The sequence below is a fragment of the Pseudomonas grimontii genome (assembly GCF_007858185.1).
GTDB lineage: Bacteria > Pseudomonadota > Gammaproteobacteria > Pseudomonadales > Pseudomonadaceae > Aquipseudomonas > Aquipseudomonas grimontii.
The window spans coordinates 25,093-42,241 of sequence record NZ_VFES01000004.1; the positions used below are offsets into that span (position 1 = coordinate 25,093).

At 64.1% G+C, this 17,149-nt stretch carries 15 protein-coding genes; 3 read left to right on the forward strand and 12 right to left on the reverse strand.

Features of this window, described 5'->3' with window-relative positions; genetic code table 11:
- Positions 1-351 precede the first annotated feature (351 nt).
- The 9 genes from folD to FIV39_RS08615 all read right to left on the reverse strand — a co-directional run bounded on the left by folD (position 352) and on the right by FIV39_RS08615 (position 11,274).
- The gene (gene folD, locus FIV39_RS08575) at positions 352-1,287 is read right to left on the reverse strand and encodes a bifunctional methylenetetrahydrofolate dehydrogenase/methenyltetrahydrofolate cyclohydrolase FolD (RefSeq protein ID WP_090402544.1); all 936 of its coding nucleotides are present in this window, start codon (positions 1,285-1,287) and stop codon (positions 352-354) included.
- A gap of 74 nt (positions 1,288-1,361) precedes the next feature.
- A complete protein-coding gene (locus FIV39_RS08580; protein WP_090402546.1) occupies positions 1,362-3,041 on the reverse strand; it encodes an APC family permease in 1,680 nt (559 codons plus the stop codon).
- A gap of 74 nt (positions 3,042-3,115) precedes the next feature.
- Complete coding sequence (locus tag FIV39_RS08585) at positions 3,116-5,425, reverse strand: DUF1989 domain-containing protein (protein ID WP_090409892.1); 2,310 nt, start codon at positions 5,423-5,425, stop codon at positions 3,116-3,118.
- Positions 5,426-5,427: 2 nt separating this feature from the next.
- On the reverse strand, positions 5,428-6,795 hold the full coding sequence (locus FIV39_RS08590; protein WP_090402548.1) for an NAD(P)-binding domain-containing protein: 1,368 nt from the start codon (positions 6,793-6,795) through the stop codon (positions 5,428-5,430).
- A gap of 20 nt (positions 6,796-6,815) precedes the next feature.
- Entirely contained in the window at positions 6,816-7,682 is an 867-nt protein-coding gene (gene purU / locus FIV39_RS08595) for a formyltetrahydrofolate deformylase (RefSeq protein WP_090402550.1), read from the reverse strand.
- A 30-nt stretch (positions 7,683-7,712) separates the two neighbouring features.
- Positions 7,713-8,843, reverse strand: coding sequence for an aminomethyltransferase family protein (locus FIV39_RS08600; RefSeq protein WP_090402552.1), 1,131 nt, complete (start codon positions 8,841-8,843; stop codon positions 7,713-7,715).
- 30 nt (positions 8,844-8,873) lie between these two features.
- The gene (locus tag FIV39_RS08605; protein ID WP_090402554.1) at positions 8,874-9,890 is read right to left on the reverse strand and encodes a heme-dependent oxidative N-demethylase family protein; all 1,017 of its coding nucleotides are present in this window, start codon (positions 9,888-9,890) and stop codon (positions 8,874-8,876) included.
- Positions 9,891-9,901: 11 nt separating this feature from the next.
- Positions 9,902-10,831, reverse strand: a complete 930-nt coding sequence (locus FIV39_RS08610; protein WP_090402556.1) for a PDR/VanB family oxidoreductase — start codon at positions 10,829-10,831, stop codon at positions 9,902-9,904.
- Positions 10,828-11,274, reverse strand: a complete 447-nt coding sequence (locus FIV39_RS08615) for a dimethylamine monooxygenase subunit DmmA family protein (protein ID WP_090402558.1) — start codon at positions 11,272-11,274, stop codon at positions 10,828-10,830. Before FIV39_RS08615 ends, FIV39_RS08610 begins: the two co-directional genes overlap by 4 nt.
- A 249-nt stretch (positions 11,275-11,523) precedes the next feature.
- Between FIV39_RS08615 and FIV39_RS08620 the strand changes: the two genes are divergently transcribed.
- Genes FIV39_RS08620 through FIV39_RS08630 form a run of 3 tightly spaced genes read left to right on the forward strand, consistent with a single transcriptional unit; the run spans position 11,524 to position 13,939 of the window.
- On the forward strand, positions 11,524-12,570 hold the full coding sequence (locus tag FIV39_RS08620; protein WP_090409894.1) for an ATP-binding protein: 1,047 nt from the start codon (positions 11,524-11,526) through the stop codon (positions 12,568-12,570).
- Entirely contained in the window at positions 12,539-13,198 is a 660-nt protein-coding gene (locus FIV39_RS08625) for a response regulator (RefSeq protein ID WP_090402560.1), read from the forward strand. Before FIV39_RS08620 ends, FIV39_RS08625 begins: the two co-directional genes overlap by 32 nt.
- On the forward strand, positions 13,199-13,939 hold the full coding sequence (locus FIV39_RS08630) for a PAS domain-containing protein (RefSeq protein ID WP_090402562.1): 741 nt from the start codon (positions 13,199-13,201) through the stop codon (positions 13,937-13,939). It abuts the gene before it with no gap.
- Positions 13,940-14,386: 447 nt separating this feature from the next.
- Here the strand turns inward: FIV39_RS08630 and FIV39_RS08640 are convergent, their stop codons facing one another.
- The 3 genes from FIV39_RS08640 to FIV39_RS08650 are packed head-to-tail and all read right to left on the reverse strand — an operon-like array spanning position 14,387 to position 17,086.
- Positions 14,387-15,274 (reverse strand): aldose 1-epimerase, encoded by an 888-nt coding sequence (locus FIV39_RS08640; RefSeq protein WP_090409896.1) that lies wholly within the window; start codon positions 15,272-15,274, stop codon positions 14,387-14,389.
- Between the two features lie 2 nt (positions 15,275-15,276).
- Positions 15,277-16,557: a TRAP transporter large permease gene (locus tag FIV39_RS08645; protein WP_090402564.1), complete on the reverse strand. Its 1,281-nt coding sequence runs from the start codon at positions 16,555-16,557 to the stop codon at positions 15,277-15,279.
- Between the two features lies 1 nt (position 16,558).
- Positions 16,559-17,086 carry a TRAP transporter small permease gene (locus FIV39_RS08650; protein ID WP_090402566.1) on the reverse strand — a complete coding sequence of 176 codons (528 nt, stop codon included), beginning with the start codon at positions 17,084-17,086 and terminating at the stop codon, positions 16,559-16,561.
- Positions 17,087-17,149: the final 63 nt, after the last annotated feature.

Here is a 17,149-nt window from a genome sequence, read left to right on the forward strand (position 1 = left end):
TGCGGTCACGGCCGCTATGGGTTCCGCCCTTACGGCGGGTCACTTTTGGAAAAGAGCCCCAAAAGTAACCAAAAGGGCTCTTGCCCCACCACTCGGCACCTCGCCTAGGCTCGGTGTGCCCGTAATCCGACAGTGATGTGGGGGGCCGCCGCCACGCGCCATCCATGGCGCGGGGCGGCTAAACCGGCATCCCTGCCGGTTTACCCCCCAAATCACTATCGGATTCCGGCCAGCGTGGTTAACGGGGCGCCTGAGATCAAGATCAAGATCCAGATCAAGATCTACAGCAAGAGCAAGAGCGGCTCGCTTCGCATCGTGGTTACCATCTCTGCGTCGACAGCGGTCTGTCAGTCAGCTTGGTTGTAGCTGAGCCAACGCCATCGGGGGCAAGTCCCCTCCCTCATTTGCCTTGCTGCGTTGCAGCTGGCTTGCCACCAGGGTGTTTTTCAGCAAGTAGGCTATCGTCATCGGGCCCACACCGCCGGGCACCGGCGTGATCGCGCTGGCCACGGTGCGTGCGCTGGCGTAATCCACATCCCCCACCAACCGCGTGCCGGTCTCGGTAGTGATGCGGTTGATCCCCACATCGATCACCACTGCGCCGGGCTTGAGCCAACTGGCATCGATCAACTGCGGCCGGCCTACGGCGGCGACGACGATGTCGGCCAAACGGCACAACGCTGGGGCATCGACGCTGCGCGAGTGCACCACGCTGACCGAGCAGTTGGCTTGCAGCAGTAGGGTCGCCATGGGTTTGCCGACAATGTTCGAACGGCCAATCACCACTGCGTGCAAGCCGCTTAAGTCGCCGCAGGTTTCGTGCAGCAGGCGCATGCAGCCGCTGGGGGTGCAGGGCGTGAGCACTTCGATGCCTTGCACCAGGCCGCCGACGTTTTCGCGGTGGAAGCCATCGACATCCTTGATCGGGTCGATCGCGTGGATCACTGCCGCTTCGTCGATATGCGCCGGCAGTGGCAACTGCACCAGGATGCCGTTGACCGTCGCATCGGCATTCAACTGGGCAAGCAGGTCGAGCACCTGCGCCTGGCTGGCATCCTCCGGCAGCCGGTATTCCAGGGAGCGAATCCCGACTTCCTTGGCCCGCAGCAGCTTATTACGCACGTAGACGTGGCTGGCCGGGTCATCGCCCACCAGCAATACCGCCAGGGCCGGGTAGATTTGCTGCGAGGCTAGCAGCAGGACCTCTTCGCGAACCTCGTCGAGTACCTGGGCAGAGATGGCCTTGCCGTCGATATCGCGGGCAGGCGTGGGGAGAGAGCTGGTCAAAAGCGTCACCGTTGTCTGGGGAAATTAAGGCGCTGAGGGATAAGAATCCCTCAGCCATAGGCAGGCCAGAAGGCTCAGGCTACCAGTTGATGGCAGGCATATACCACCAGCACACCGGCGACCAGCGTGGCATAGGGCAGCCAGCCTGCGCGGCGTTGGCCGTCATCGGCCTGGATATACAGGTCAGTGAGCATGGCGGCGGGGAAGCGGCCCTTGTCCTGCACATAGTGGCGGTAGCAGAACACCGGCAGGATCAGCAGCGCCAGCAGCAACCCGGTGACCAGCGTGCCCGCGCCCCAGATGTCCGCGCCCAGGCCCATGCAGGCCAGGTTGACGAAGCTCAGCACGCCGCCGGCCGCCAGCAGCACGGTGGGGGCTTTGTACGGGCGCACCCAGTCGGGGCGGTCCAGGCGGTGGATCCAGCCGGCATTGAGGTTGAGGAAGTTGAAGATGATGTAGCTGACATTTGAAGCCGCAAGCACGAACACATAGTCCGACATCAGCAACAGCAGCAGGTTGAACGACAGGTCGGTCCACATCGCCGCCGTCGGCGCGCCATGTTCGTTGGTGCGCCCCAGGTACTTGGGCAGCCAGCCATCCACCGAGGCCTGATACAGGGTGCGCGACGAACCGGACATCGAGGTCATGATCGCCAGCAACGTCGCCAGCACCAGCATGATCAGCACGATATTGGCCACCACCTTGCCGCCGCCGATGCTGTCGGCCAACACCTGGCCAACGCCCATGCCGCTGTAGATCGCGGGCGAGAGCAGGCCGCTGTACACCGCGGGCGTGACGACTGCGCCGCTGGCATCGAGCACCGCTGGCGTCACCAGTTGGCCCAGCCCGAGGCTGCCTTGAAACGCCAGCGGCACCAGGGTGAACACCAGGATGCACAGCAGGCCGGCGTAGAAGATCGCCTTGAAGGTGTCGCGCTTGGGGTCCTTGAACTCACGGGTGTAGCACACCGCCGTTTCAAAGCCGTAGGTGGACCACGCCGCCATGAACAGCCCGCCGGCCATCAGCGACCAGCCGGAAATATCCCATGGCCCATCGATGACTTGCCCGGCCGCGTCATGGGCCAGGGGATACAGCGGCAGGAAGTTGGCCTGGGTCGCATCCCCAGTGAACAACGGCACCACGCCCACCAGCAGCAGCGGAATCAACGAGGTGACGCCGAGCACCAGGGTCAGGCGCGCCGACCGCAGGATGCCGCCGTGCTGCACGGCAAACACCGTGAGCAAAATCAACAAACCAATGGCGAACGTCGCGTTGATGCGCAACGACAGCCCGCTCTTGACCCAGCCCAGGTCCAGCAAGGTCAGTTGCCAGGTGTTGATCAACGCGTCGGCGGGAAACAGCGCCGTGAGGATATACCCCGCCGCCAGCCCCGAACCGATGGACAGCACCGGCGACCAGGCCAGCCAGTTACACCACACTGACACCGGTGCGATCAGCTTGCTGTAGCGCACCCAGGCCACCGCGCCGTACACCGAAGCGCCGCCGGATTTGTGCGGGAACAGCCCGGCGATCTCGGCGTAGGTGAAGGCCTGGATAAACCCGAACAGGATCGACACGATCCACACGATCCACGCCGGTTTGCCCACCGTGGCGGCAATCGCACCAATGGAGAACAGCACCAGCGCGGGCACGCCACTGGCGACCCAGAATGCTCCGCGCCAATCGATCTTGCGGTGCAGGCTGCCCACCGAGCCGGCAGCCTGCGGTACAGCCTCGAACGTCGTCGCTTCCATCTTCGTATTCCCATGTCTGAATAGCGGTTAGGTTGGGGCAGTCAAAATGGGGTGGCACACACGTTTCGGGACGATCAGCTACGCACCCGGCTTTTGTCCGGGTCGTAGAAAATCGCTGCGCTGACCGTGGCGCTGATGCGCTTCTGCAGGCCATCGACTTTGCCGATCTCAAGTTCAGTGCCGGGCTCGGCGCAGCTCACGTCGACCCGGCACAGCGCGATATTGCTGGCCAGCAGCGGTGAGCGGCAGGCACTGGTGATCACCCCGACCTGGGCCCGGCCCTGGTACACCGGGTCGCCGTGGTGGGCGGCCTCGTTGCCGCTCAGGTGCAGGCCGACCAGCTTGTGGCTGGGGTGGGCGCTGCGCCGCAGCAGGGCGTCGCGACCGATAAAGTCATCGGTCTTGCTCTTGAGCGGCACGCTGAAACCGATACCGGCCTCGAATGGATCGGTCTGGTCGCTGAACTCGTAGCCGGCGAAAATCAGCCCGGCTTCGATGCGCAGCAGGTCCAGGGCTTCCAGGCCCAGGGGCACCAGGCCCAAGGGTTGGCCGAGTTGCCAGATGCGGTCCCAGACCCGTTCGGCGTCTTCGGGCTGGCACCACACCTCAAAGCCCAGTTCGCCGGTGTAGCCGGTGCGCGAAATCATCAACGGGCAGCCGTCGAAGCCGTCCAGCCGGCCGACCAGGAAGCGAAACCAGCCGAGGGTTTCCACACTCGGTTGCGTGGGCGGGGTCCAGACCATCTGCTTGAGCAACTCGCGACTGCGCGGCCCTTGCACCGCCAGGTTGTGAATCTGTTCGCTGGCGGACTTGACCCACACCTTCATGCCCAGTTTCTGTGCCTGTTCGCGCAACCACACGCCGGCGTAGTCTTCGCCGCAGATCCAGCGGAAGTTGTCCGGGCCCAGGCGCAGCAAGGTGCCGTCGTCGAGCATGCCGCCGTGGGCGTGGCACATCGCCGAATAGACCACTTGGCCCACCGCCAGGCGCCGTACATCACGGGTCAGGCAGTACTGCAACAGGGCTTCGGCGTCGGGGCCGATGATTTCGAATTTGCGCAGGGCGGTCAGGTCCATCACCGCCACCCGTTCGCGGCAACCGAGGTATTCCTCGGTGGCGCCGTAACCGTCGTAGCGCAGCGGCAGCCACCAGTTGCGGTAGTCGGTGAAGCTGCCGGTGAGGGCGCGGGTACGTGAGTGAAACGCGGACTCACGGGTGAGGATCGGGTCGGCATCCGCCGTGGTTCGAGTGCTCATGGCGATGGAAAAACGCTCCTTTTCGCTGTAGATGCGGACATGGATGTCGGTCGGGTTCCAGCCATTGGCCGGGTCAATGTCATCCGGGCACGAGGTACTGCCGCACAGCAGGTCGGTCATGGCCCGCAGCAGCACATAATCGCCGGGCCGAGACCAGGGTTCATCGAGGGTCATCTGCTGGTGCGCATCGATACCGGTGTTAAAGAAAAAATTGATCGCCGGCCAGCCGTTGCGCGCCTGCACGCCATGGGGCGCAAGGACGCGGCTGAGGTTGTCGCTGCAGTTGTCGTGCCCGAAATAGCCATGGGTTTCGTAGTAGCGCGCCGCGCAGGCCAGGGCGAATGAATCGTGGCGCCCGACCGTGTCTTGCACCACCTCCAGCATCGGTTGCATCTGGCGGTCGAAAAACTTCGAGAACAGCCCCGGTGCCGGGTAGGCGCTGCCGTTCAGCGTGCGCGTGACGGTCTGGTCCAAGTCCAGCTCGACGCCGCGATCCAGGGCACGCCGGTCGAGGGCGACGAAGTCCGAACACTGGCGGCCCGCCACGTCCAGCACCTGGATGTACTGCCCCTTGGCGACGGTGTAGCCGTGGGCCGTGCCCGCGCGCAGGGTGAATTCGTCGAGTACATCGCCCAACGGCTCGGGCAGGGCCGGCAGTAGCAGCGGCGACGGATTGGCCCGCGTCACTATCAGACGCAGTTCGCTGGGCCGGTATTGCCGGTCGACGGCGGTGGCCTCGGCGGGTGCGGCGACAATCACCAGCAGCGCGTCCTCGGCGACAAACTGCCGGCTGTGGCCGGGCGGGCTGTCGGCGTCCCACAGCGAGGCAGCCAGCGGCAATGCCTGTGCGTCGATGCCGCGCCGCTGCAGTGCCTGGCCGATACGCCCAGGCACGCTGCAAACCGTTGACCCGCTCAGCCCCCAGCTCGCCAACGCGCTGCGACCGCCGGCGTCGAGGGCCAGCAGTGCGCAGGTTTGCCGGCCTTCGACGTCGATCACTTGCAGGCCGTCGCCGGGCTGCAAGTCGACCAGGGTCACACCGCCGGCGGCCACGCGGTAGCGTTCCAGGTTCGGCGCGCGGGCAAACAGCCCGGGCTCTCGGGGATGGGAAACACGCGGTGCATTCATCATCAGCCGACCGACTTGATGGGTGTCGTGGGCTCACCCAGGTACGCCGCCATCGAGTCATCCAGGGCCTGCAACCACGGCGTGTGGTGCGGCGGCGACTGGGTGCCGGTCATCAGCGAGCGATAGGACTTGTCGCGATAGCCCATGATGTTTTCCGCCTTGTCGTGCTTCCAGTGCAGAAAGGTTTCGTTGACGGCGGCGATGTCGAAATTCGGGTAGTCGGTGGCGTCCACCAGTTGCTGGATATAGGCGCCCTGGTACTCGAACATCTGCTGGTTGGTTTCCAGGGTCTGTTCCCGTGCGTGCCACGCTTGGCTGTCGGCGACCATCTCGGCGTGGCCGGGCAGCTGAATGCGCCCGAGGATCACATCGCGGGCATACCAGGCCTGGGCGTCGAACATGTTGAAGGAGTACCACTGGTCCTGCATGCCGAGGTAGATCAGGCGCGGGTTGGGTTCCCAGAACACGCCCTTGTAGAGGTTCATCGGCCACAGGCGGTTGTCGGTCTTGAGGCTCAGTTCATCGGGCAGGAACGGGAAGTGGTGCTTGTAGCCGGTGCACAGGATCACCGCGTCGATGTGCTTGCTGCTGCCATCGATAAAGTACGCGCGGTTGTTTTCCAGGCGCTGGAGCAGCGGTTTTTCTTCCCAGTTATCCGGCCAGGCATAGCCCATGGGCGCGCTGCGGTAGCAACTGGTGATGCTGCGCGCGCCGTATTTGTAGCATTGCGAGCCGATGTCCTCGGCCGAATAGCTGCTGCCGACGATCAGCAGGTCCTTGTCCTTGAACTCCAGCGCCTCGCGAAAATCGTGGGCATGCAGGATACGCCCGGCGAACTGTTCGAAGCCTTCGAAGTACGGCACCTTGGGCGTAGAGAAGTGGCCGCAGGCGTTGATCACGTAGTCGAATTCTTCGCAGGTCAAGGTGTCGCTGGTGTAGTCGTGGGCGTAGAGGGTGAAGCGCTGGCTCTGTTCATCGAAGGTGACTTGGCGCACCACATTGTTGAAGCGGATGTAGTCGCGCACGCCGGCCTTTTCCACGCGGCCCTTGATGTAGTCCCACAGCACTTCACGCGGCGGGTAGGAGGCGATGGGTCGGCCGAAATGCTCTTCGAAGGTGTAGTCGGCGAACTCCAGGCATTCCTTGGGGCCGTTGGACCACAGGTAGCGGTACATGCTGCCGTGCACCGGCTCGCCGTTCTCGTCGAGGCCGGTGCGCCAGGTGTAGTTCCACATGCCGCCCCAGTCCTGCTGTTTTTCGAAACACACCAGCTCAGGGATGGCGGCGCCTTTGTCGCGGGCCGACTGGAACGCGCGAAGTTGCGCCAGGCCGCATGGGCCGGCACCGATGATTGCAACACGTAGGGTCATGAGCGTGCCTCCTGAAGGTTTCAGCGAAAGATCACTGTCTTGTCCTGGTTGATGAACACCCGGTGTTCCAGGTGGTATTTCAGGGCTTTGGAAAGGGCCACGGTTTCGGTGTCACGGCCGATGGCGACCAACGAGTCGGGCAAGTGGGTATGGTCGACGCGCTGGATTTCCTGCTCGATGATCGGGCCCTCGTCGAGGTCGCTGGTGACGTAGTGGGCGGTGGCGCCGATCAGCTTGACGCCGCGGTCATAGGCCTGGTGATAGGGTTTGGCGCCCTTGAAACCGGGCAGGAACGAGTGATGGATATTGATTGCGCGCCCCGACAGTTGCTGGCACAGACCGTCCGACAAAATTTGCATGTAGCGCGCCAGCACCACCAGGTCGGTCTGGGTGTCTTCGACGATGCGCATCAGCTCGGCTTCCTGGCTGGCCTTGGTGTCCTTGGTGATCGGCAGGTAGATGAAGCGGATGCCTTCGCGCTCGGCCATTGCCCGCAGGTCCAGGTGGTTGGAGACCACGGCGGTGATGTGCATGTCCATCTCGCCCTTGCGGTGGCGGTAGAGCAGGTCGGTAAGGCAGTGGTCGAACTTGCTGACCATCAGCAGCACGCGGGTCGGTTGGCGCGAGCTGAACAATTGCCAGTGCATGTCGAAGCCACCGGCGAGGTCGCCGAGGCCCTTGCGCAGGGCGCCGATGTCGCCGCTCACGCCGGTGTTGAAACGGAACACCGCACGCATGAAAAACTGCCCGGTGAACTCATCGTCGAACTGCGCCAGCTCGCTGATGTAGCACTGTTGTTGGGCCAGGCACGCGCTGATCGCGGCGACAATCCCGGACGCCGCCGGGCAGGTGATCTTGAGGATGTAATGTTCGCTGGAGGCGTCCATCGAAGGCTCCTGAATTGCGTGAAGGAAGGCTCAGCCCTTGGCCGTGCGCTTGGTTTTTTGCGGGTCGTCGAAGGGCAGGGCGTGGGTGCTGGCGCTGGCCTCAAGGCTGCCGCGCACCTGCAAGGCGATGCCGGGTTCGGAGCAGGCGACGCTCATGCGTGCGATGGCCATCGAGCGTTTGCTCAGGCGTGAATACATGCCGCAGGTGATCACGCCGACTTGTTGGTTGCCTTGCCACACAGTGTCGCCGGCCTCGGCGGCGCGGACGCCCTCAAGCAGCACGCCGGTGATCTTGAAGCGCTCCTGGCCGCGCAGGCGCAGGTGTTCTTCGGCGCCACGGAAGGCGTTCTTGCCAGGTGAAACAGTGAAATCCAGGCCCATTTCCCAGAGGGTGTCGCCGGCCTTCTGGTCGGCGAAGGGGTACATCTGCGAGTTGTCGTAGGGGAAAAACATCAGCGAGCTTTCTACCCGCAACCAGTCCAGGGCGGTGAAGGCGCAGGGGATGATCCCCAGGCTCGCGCCTTGTTCGAGGATGCTGTCCCACAGGAACGGCGCATCGGCGGCCTTGCAGAAAATCTCGTAGCCACGTTCGCCGGTGTAGCCGGTGCGCGAGATCATCACCGGGCGGTCGAACAGGCGGGTTTGCAGGTGGTGGAAGTACGCCAGTTGGCGGATGCCGGGCATGTGTTCGGCGAGAAAATCCACCGCCAGCGGGCCTTGCAGCGACAGGTCGTGCAGGTCGTCATCGAACAGCACCGCCACTTGCCGGCCCTGGGCCGAGCGCACGAGCATTTCATGCCCGGTGCCGGCGCCATGCACCACCATGAACGCGTTGGGGCCGGTGCGGTAGACGATGCAGTCATCGACGAATTTGCCATCCTCATCGAGCATCGAGGCATACACCGATTTGCCGGGGTAGAGCTTGGCGATGTCGCGGGTGGTGGCCCACTGCAACAGGCTCTCGGCGTGGGGGCCCACGTAGTGGACTTTTTTCAGGCCGGACACGTCCATCAGGCCGGCGCAGGTGCGGATCGCCTGGTGGTGGTCGGCGAGGTCACTGCTGTAGGTCCAGGCAGTGCCCATGCCGTTCCAGTCTTCGAGGTTCGAGCCGAGGGCGCGGTGCCGTTCGGCCAATGCAGAAATACGCCATGAGTGGGTCATGTGAGGTTCCTTGTCGTAGAAGAAGGGGCGTCAGGCCTGTGGGTCGAACTGGCTCAGCCACTCGACCAGCGTGTGGCGGTAGCGGGTCATGCCCTTGTAGTCGGCGATGGGGTCGGGCAGGTCGCGCAGCACACGGTGCAGGCGACAGCCCCAGCCGGGTTGCGTGACCAGTTCGTCCAGGCTGATCAGGTAAGTGCGGATGCTGAACATCACCGCGTGGCTGCGCGGCAGGCGCGCCATCACTTGCAGCTCGACCCGCAGGTGCACTTGTCGGCCGACGTTCTGCGCGGTGATCTGGCCGCGATCGGCGCCCCATTCATGGAAGGTTTCCGGCGACGAATCCAGGCGCGGGTTGATGGTCAGGGTCCAGTTCAAGCGCCGTACCGGCTGGCCGACCTGCAGGTTGAGCAGGTACTTCAGCGCCCGTTCGAACACGCCCATCTGATGGGCCATGGGCACCGGTGCGTGCCACTGCTTGAAACTCATGCCAGCGTCGAACGCCAGCGACCAGTCGGCCGGGCTGGTGACCAGGCCGGCGTCCATGTACAGGTCGCCGTCGCGCTGGTCGAGCAGGGCGAAATCCCCCTGCACCTGGCGGCCGATGTACTCCAGCGGCGCGCAGGGCAGGCTGCTGGCATCGCCGAAGATGAAGGACTGGTCGATGTCCAGCAGGTGGTTGCGCCACTGCCAGCGCTCGCCGTTTTGCGTCAGGCTGAACGACTGCGGGTAGTCGGCGGCCAGGTGTTCCATGATCATCTGCAGCGCATCCCAGGCTGCCACTTGCATGTGCGGCATCACCAGGTAGCGGCGCGGGTCCTTGTCCAGCACCAGGGCGCGCTCGGCCATTTCCGAGCGGTAGTGCTCGTCGATGTCGAAGGCGTGTTCATAGATCGAGCCGGGGTCGCGGGAGATGGCCGGTTCGATGTTCACCGAGTACAGGTAGCTGTCTTCGATAAAGGGAAAGGGAAAACGCCGGATCGCTGCCGGGCTGTTGCGAAAACTGAAATCGTCGCGATAGCTCAGCACGGGGCTCGTTTGCAGGGGCATGGCACTCACTCCTATAGGTCCAGCGAAACGCAGGGGCCGCTGCCGCGCGAGACGCAGGGCATCAGAAAGTCGGCCTGCTCGGCCGGGCTGAGGAAGCTGTCGCGGTGTTCGATGGCGCCGCCCTGGTGGCGCGTGATGCACTGGCCGCAGACCCCGCCACGGCATAGGTTGGGCACCTGTAATCCTGCGTGTTCCAGGGCTTCGAGCAGGCTTTGTTCGGCCTCGACCCGCAGGCGCCGGCCACTGCGCAGCAGGTGCAGGTCGAATGGCTGGCCGGGTTGTGCGCCCTTGAAGGCTTCCGAATGCACACGCCTGCTCGGCCAACCGAGGCGTGAAGCGTGTTGCTCAACCGCCTCGAGCAAGGGCTGCGGACCGCAGGTGTAGACGTGGCTGCCCAGCGGCCGGTTGGCGAGGATCTGGTTCAGGTCCGGGCGGCGGTCGTAGGTGTGCAGGCGCGGGCCGAGGCGCTGTTGCAGCTCGTCGAGATAGGCGTCGCTGAGGCCCCGGCGGAACAGGTAATGCAGTTCGAAGTCGGCCTGCTGCTGTTCCATCGCGGCGATATAGGCCATGAACGGCGTGATCCCGATCCCGGCGGCGATGAGGATATGCAGGCGCGCGGTGCCATGGGGCGCGAACAGATTGGCCGGCGGGGAAATCTGCAAGGTGTCGCCGACCTGCACCTGCCTGTGCAGGTACTGCGAGCCACCGCGCGAGGCGTCTTGCAGGCGCACGGCAATGCGATAGTGCTGGGGGTGCGCCGGGTCGCTGGTGAGTGAATAGGCGTTGCGCACCGTGCCTTCGGCCAGCGGCAGGTGCACCTGCACATGGCTGCCGGGCGAGAAGCCGGGCAGGCTGCCCGTGGCGGGCGTCAGGGTGAATTCGCGCACCTCCGGCGTGAGCATGCGTGCCGCACTGACCTGAACGTTGAGGGCCGCGCTCATGGCTGGAACCCCGCGTAGGGTTGGTCGGGGTTGATGCATACGCCGAGATACGCCCCCAGGCGCCGGGAAAAATGCGTGCGGACCTCCAGCCCGACGTGGCAGCCGATGCAGTTCAACAGCGGCTCCGGCCCCGCCGCCTGGGTCAGGCCGCAGTGCGCGCAATACACCTGGCGCAGGCCCGGCGTGGTGCAGGTCATGTCGATCTCGTCGTCTTCCAGGCCGGCGGCGCGGGCCTCGCCGTGCACACGCCAGATAAAGGCTTCGTCGCCCAGCAGGTAGAGCCGGCAGCCCACGGTGGCGCTGGCCAGCGCCTGTTGCAGGCGCCGCGTAAAGTCGGGGTGTTCGCCGTTCAACAGCACGGGCATGTGCAGTTCGCTGATGAACGCTGCGCTGGCGGCGGCTGATTGCATTACCACGATGGGGCGGCTGCGGGTAGGCGTCATGCGGGCTCTCCACGGTGTGTTTTGTTTCCTGTTGGGAGAGATACTTTCCTATGGGGAAAATCTTCTCAATCTGGAAAAAGGGCTATGCCTTTGGAGATAAGCCTTGCGTGCCGGCCATTCGGGGCATGGAAGTTGCTGGTCCTTTGGACCACGCAGAGCAACCGGACGGGGAGTTATCAAAGAGTGCTGACACGACCAAAAGGCTGGCCGCTCTGGTTGGGGCCTGTACGCCCCGAACAGGCGCGCAGCGTGCGCAGGTTGTTGGCCGGGTTGCCCCTGCACGCTGACGGTGCCCTGTCGGGTTTCCTGGACCGTTTCGACGCACTGCTGCCGCCTGCCAGGCTTAACCTGATCCTCGGCGGTGAAGACCTGGGCCCGACGCGGCGAGGGTGGCTCGACGGCTGCCAGGAGGTCGCGCGTTGCCCCTGGCGCGACGCCAGCGTGACGGACGCTCCCCAAGCCTGCGGACCTTGCCGGCAACGGGGCGTGCACCGTCTGGTGTGCGCCTTGCCCGAGGGTGAGAAGGGCGCATTGCTGCTCGACACCCCCCGGCGGGCCGGTGCCAGTTGGCGCCAGTTGCTCGAAGAGGCGGCGCAGGCGGTGGGCGTGAGCGTGCGCCTGCGCAGCCACCACCGTGAGCAGCAGCGCAAACAGGCGACCTCCCGCCACGGCGCCCTGGCCCGTGAGCTGCACGATTCGGTGGCGCAGCAGTTAGGCTACCTGTCGTTCCAGGCCCATGGCTTGCAGTCGCAACTGGGCGAGCCGGCGCTGCAGGACCTGTGCAGCGGCCTGAGCCAACTGCAACGCCAGGTGCGCGAGCTGATCACCAGTGCGCGCCTGACCATGGACGGGCGCTCGCTGCGCCAGGCCCTGGCCGATTCGGTCGCGGAGTTCTCGCGGCGCTGCATCATTGTCTTCGAACTCGACAACCGCCTGGCCGACGACGCCCTGAGCCCGGAAACCGAATTGCAGATCCTGCAGATCATTCGCGAGGCCCTGGCCAATGCGGTGCGGCATTCCCACGCGCGCCACGTGCGCATCGAACTGCGCCAGACCCAGGATGGCGACGCCTCGGTGTCGGTGGAAGACGATGGCATCGGCTTGATCCCGGCCTGCGACGAGCACAACCATTTCGGCCTGGCGATTATCCGCGAGCGCGCCGCCAGCATCGGCGCACGGTTGAGCATTGAAGCGATCCGCCCGCACGGGGTGCGTGTGCACCTTGGCCTGCGCCGCCACCACGATCTGCCACAGGGGAGTCTCGATGGACTGCACGACCTTATTACTGATCGATGATCACCCGTTGTTTCGCAAGGGCCTGGCGCAGTTGTTCGATGCCAGCGGCGACTTCGAAGTGGTGGGGCAGGCGGCCAGCGGCCGCGAGGGCATCAACCTGGCCGTGAGCCTGACGCCGCAACAGGTGCTGCTGGATTTGCACATGCCCGGACTCAGCGGATTACAAGTGCTGGATGAACTGCGCCAGTTGCGTCTGGATTGCCAGGTGGTGGTGCTCACCGCCTCCATGGACCGCGCCGAGTTGCTCACGGCCTTGCGCCTGGGCGCCAGCGGTTATGTACTCAAGGAAACCGAGCCGGACGCGTTGCTGGCGTATATGCGCAACTGTCACAAGGGCGCGATCGTGCTGGACTCGAGCCTGATTGCCTTGCTCGCCGACCAGGCCGAGCCGTCGCCGTCGTGCGACCCCATCGACAGCGGCAACCTCACCGAGCGTGAAGGCCAGACCCTGGCGCTGATCGCCGCCGGCATGAGCAATAAGCAAATCGGCCGGGAACTGGGGATCAGCGACGGCACGGTGAAAATCTACGTGCGCAGCCTGTTGCAGAAGCTCGGCCTGCATTCGCGCCTGGAACTGGCGGCCTGGGTGCACAGCGGCGCCTTGATGAAACACGAGGAGCGCCACTAGATGAGGGACAGCCCCGAAGCGTTTGCGCCGCCGCCAATGGACTTGATGGATTGCTTTCCCGCCGCCTTATTGCAACTGCGCGACAACGGCCAGATCGCCCACTTCAACCTGGCCTGGGCCGAGTTGATGGGCCCGCCGGGCGCGGAGCGCAACCTGATGGACTACGTGCACCAGGAAGACCGCCCGCTATGGCGCCAGGCCCTGAACGAACTGCGCCGCCGCCCCGACACCTCATTCAATCAGCGCCTGCGCTTTGTGCACCCCAGCGGCGAGTTACGCTGGTTCGAGATCAGCCTCAAGCGCGGCCCCCAAGGCTTCTACCTGGTGGCCGGCGATGTCACCGCCCACAAGCGTCGCGAAATCGCCTGGCAGGCCAGCCAGCGCAGCAGCATGAGCTTGCTCGACAGCATGCCGGGCCTGATCTATCGCGGCCGCAACAACCGCGACTGGACCATGGAATTCGTCAGCGCCGGTTGCCTGCAACTCACCGGCTACCCCGCCGAACGCCTGGTGGACAACCATGAGTTCACCTACAACAGCCTGATCCTGGCGCAGGACGCTGACTACGTATGGCGCGAGGTGCAATATGCGTTGTCACGGCAGGAGCCGTTCGAGCTCAATTACCGGATTCGCTGCGCCGACCGGTCGATCAAGCATGTGTGGGAGAAGGGCGTGGGGATTTATGCGGATACCCGTGAAGTGTTGGGGATCGAGGGGGCGATTTTCGAGCGCAAGCTTTAACGGGTAAACGCAGCTCAAATGTGGGAGGGGCGGTGCGACGATTCGACTTGCCCCCGATGAGCATGGGTATCTACACACGTTGTATTAGCCAACGCTAACCACGATGCGAAGCGAGCCGCCCTTGATCTTGCTTTAGATCTTGATCTTGATCTCAGGCGCCCCGTTAAACCACGCTGGCCGGAATTCGATAGTGATTTGGGGGGTAAACCGGCAGGGATGCCGGTTTAGCCGCCCCGCGCCATGGATGGCGCGTGGCGGCGGCCCCCCAAATCACTGTCGGATTACGGGCACACCGAGCCTGGGCGAGGTGCCGAGTGTTGGGGCGAAGGCCTTTTGCTTTACTTTTGGGCCTTTCCAAAAGTGAGCCGCTGTAAGAGCGGAACCCTAAGTGGCCGTTACCGCAGCAACGGATATGTACTCGATCTGATCCAACATCCTGGTCGGCTGTCAGGCCGCCATCGGGGGCAAGCCCCCTCCCACATGTTGAATGTATTTCAGGTTGAAATTGAGTTGGACCGACTGATTGTGTTCCAGCAGTTTCAGGCCCGGCCGTCCCGCCAGGTGATGAGCATTCACCGGATGACTCACCGGCTCGATGCAAAAGAACCCCAGCCCCGGCGGGCAGTACAGCAGGAAGTAATCGGCCCCGCTGGCCTGGCATTCCAGCGCATAGCCCAGGTCCGGCTGTTCGATCCGGCAATACCCGTCCCACTGGCAAAACCCGTTGTCCACCAAGCCTTCGGGCAGGGTCTTCAATCCCCGGAAATCCCACTCCCCCGGCACCGGCGCCAACCCTGTCGGCAGCTTGGAGGCGTCACTCATCCACACCTGCGCGGCCTTGGCCTGCAACCGGGTACCCGGTCGGCGCGGGAAGTAGGGATGCAGCCCCAGCCCATGCCACGCTGCTTTCTCACTCAGGTGGGTGACGCGCAACTCGATACTCAGCATCCCTTCGCCCAAGCGAATACGCTGCTCGGCGCGATAGGCAAACGGCGCGTCACACAGCACCTCCAGCAGTACCTCATCCGACGTCTGGCTGACCACCTGCCACGCCTGTTGCCAGGCCGAACCATGAATCGGCAGCGGATCGGTCAGGCTGTTGGGCGTGAGTGCCAGCCAACCCTCGGGGTTGTCGAAACCGCCACGGGCAATGCGGTTGGACCAGGGCACCAACGGATAGCACCCCAGCTTGCCGGGCAAACCGGTATGGATCGCCTGCTCATCGTTATGGCGCAGCAACGGCTGCCCGGTGGCGCGCACCGTCCAGTTGACGATGCTGCCGCCCACGGCCGGATTCACGGTGAGGTGAGTCAGGTGGTCTTCAAGTTCAATCATCATCACAACACCACGCTGGGCAGCCACAACGACAGCGCCGGAATGTAAGTCACTGCGATCAGCACGAGGAACAGCACCGCATAGAACGGCAGCAGCGCCTTCACGGTCTTCTCGATACTCACCTTGCCCACCGCCGCGCCCACAAACAGCACCGCACCCACCGGCGGCGTAATCAAGCCAATGCCGAGGTTGACCAGCATGATCATGCCGAAGTGCACCGGGTCGACGCCGATACCGAGCACCACCGGCAGCAAAATCGGCGTGAGGATCAGGATCAGCGGCGCCATGTCCATCACCGTGCCGAGCAACAGCAGCATGACGTTGATGCACATCAGGATCACGTAGCGGTTGTCCGACAGGGTCAGGAACAGCGTGGTGATCTTCGCCGGGATCTGCATCAGGGTCATGATGTAGCCGAAGCTGGCGGCGAAGGCGATCAGGATCATCACGATGGAAATGGTGCGCACCGTGCGGTGCATCAGCTTGGGCAGCTCGTTCCATTTGTAGTCGCGGTAGATGAACATGGTCACGAAGAACGCCCACAGCACGGCAATCGCGGCGGACTCGGTGGCAGTGAAGATGCCCGAGAGAATGCCGCCGAGAATGATCACCATGGCCATCAGGCCCCACAACGCGTCGGCGCAGATTTTCAGGGCCTGTTTCAAGGGGATGACTTCGCCCTTGGGGTAGTTGCGCTTTTTCGCGAAGATCAGGCACAGCACCATCAGGCACGCGCTCATCAACAACCCAGGCACCACGCCGGCCATGAACAGCGAGGCGATGGACACCGTGCCGCCCGCCGCCAGGGAGTAGAGCACCGAGTTATGGCTGGGCGGGGTCAACAGTGCCTGCACCGAACCGCTGACGGTGACTGCGGTGGCAAATTCCCGTGGGTAGCCACGGCGCTCCATTTCCGGGATCAGCACCGAGCCGACCGAGGCGGTGTCGGCCACCGACGAGCCGGAGATGGCGCCGAAAAACGTCGAGGCCATGATGTTCACCAGCGACAGGCCGCCGCGCACAAAGCCCACCAGCACTCCGGCAAATGCCACCAAGCGCCGCGACATGCCGCCCTCGGCCATGATCGCCCCCGCCAGCACGAAGAACGGAATCGCCATCAGCGAAAACTTGTTCACCCCGCCCGCGACCTGAATCATCAGGGCCTGGAACGGGATATCGATCCACCACGCGCCAATCAGCGCCGACAAACCCAGGGCGTAGGCCACCGGCATGCCGATCAGGATCAGGGCGATAAAGCTGCCCAGCAGAATCAATGCGTCCATATCAGGCAGCCCCTTCGCTTTCTTCCACCAGGTCAAAGCGCACCACGCGCCGGTTGCTCTGGTCACCGAGCAGGAGTTTTTCCACCACGAAGATCAGGGTCAGCAGCCCGCCAATCGGGATCGGCATATAGGTGATGCCCACGCGCAGGGTCGGGATGGCGCTCATGAACTGGTTCCAGGTGGACAGGCACAGCTTGGTGCCCCAGATGGCCATGAACAGGCAGATGGTGCCCATCAGCAGTTGCGAAAGGATGCCGACGATGCGGCGCTGGGCGGGCGGCAGGCGGTCCGTGACCATGGCCACCGACATATGCGCACCGGCGCGGTAGCTGGCGGCGGCGCCGATAAAGGTGAACACCAGCATCAGCAGGATGGCGGTGGGTTCCGGCCAACTGGAGCCGGTGCCGAGGATATAGCGGGCGAAGATGCCCCAGGGGATGATCAGTGCGACGCCGAGAACCGAGAGGCCGGCGACCCAGATGCAGGTCATGTAGATGCGGTCGTTGATGCGCAGCAGTAGATTCTTCATGGCGTTCACCGTAACCGGGCGCGTCGGTGCAGACCGCGCCGGGCCTTTTTGCGAGAGGCAGGA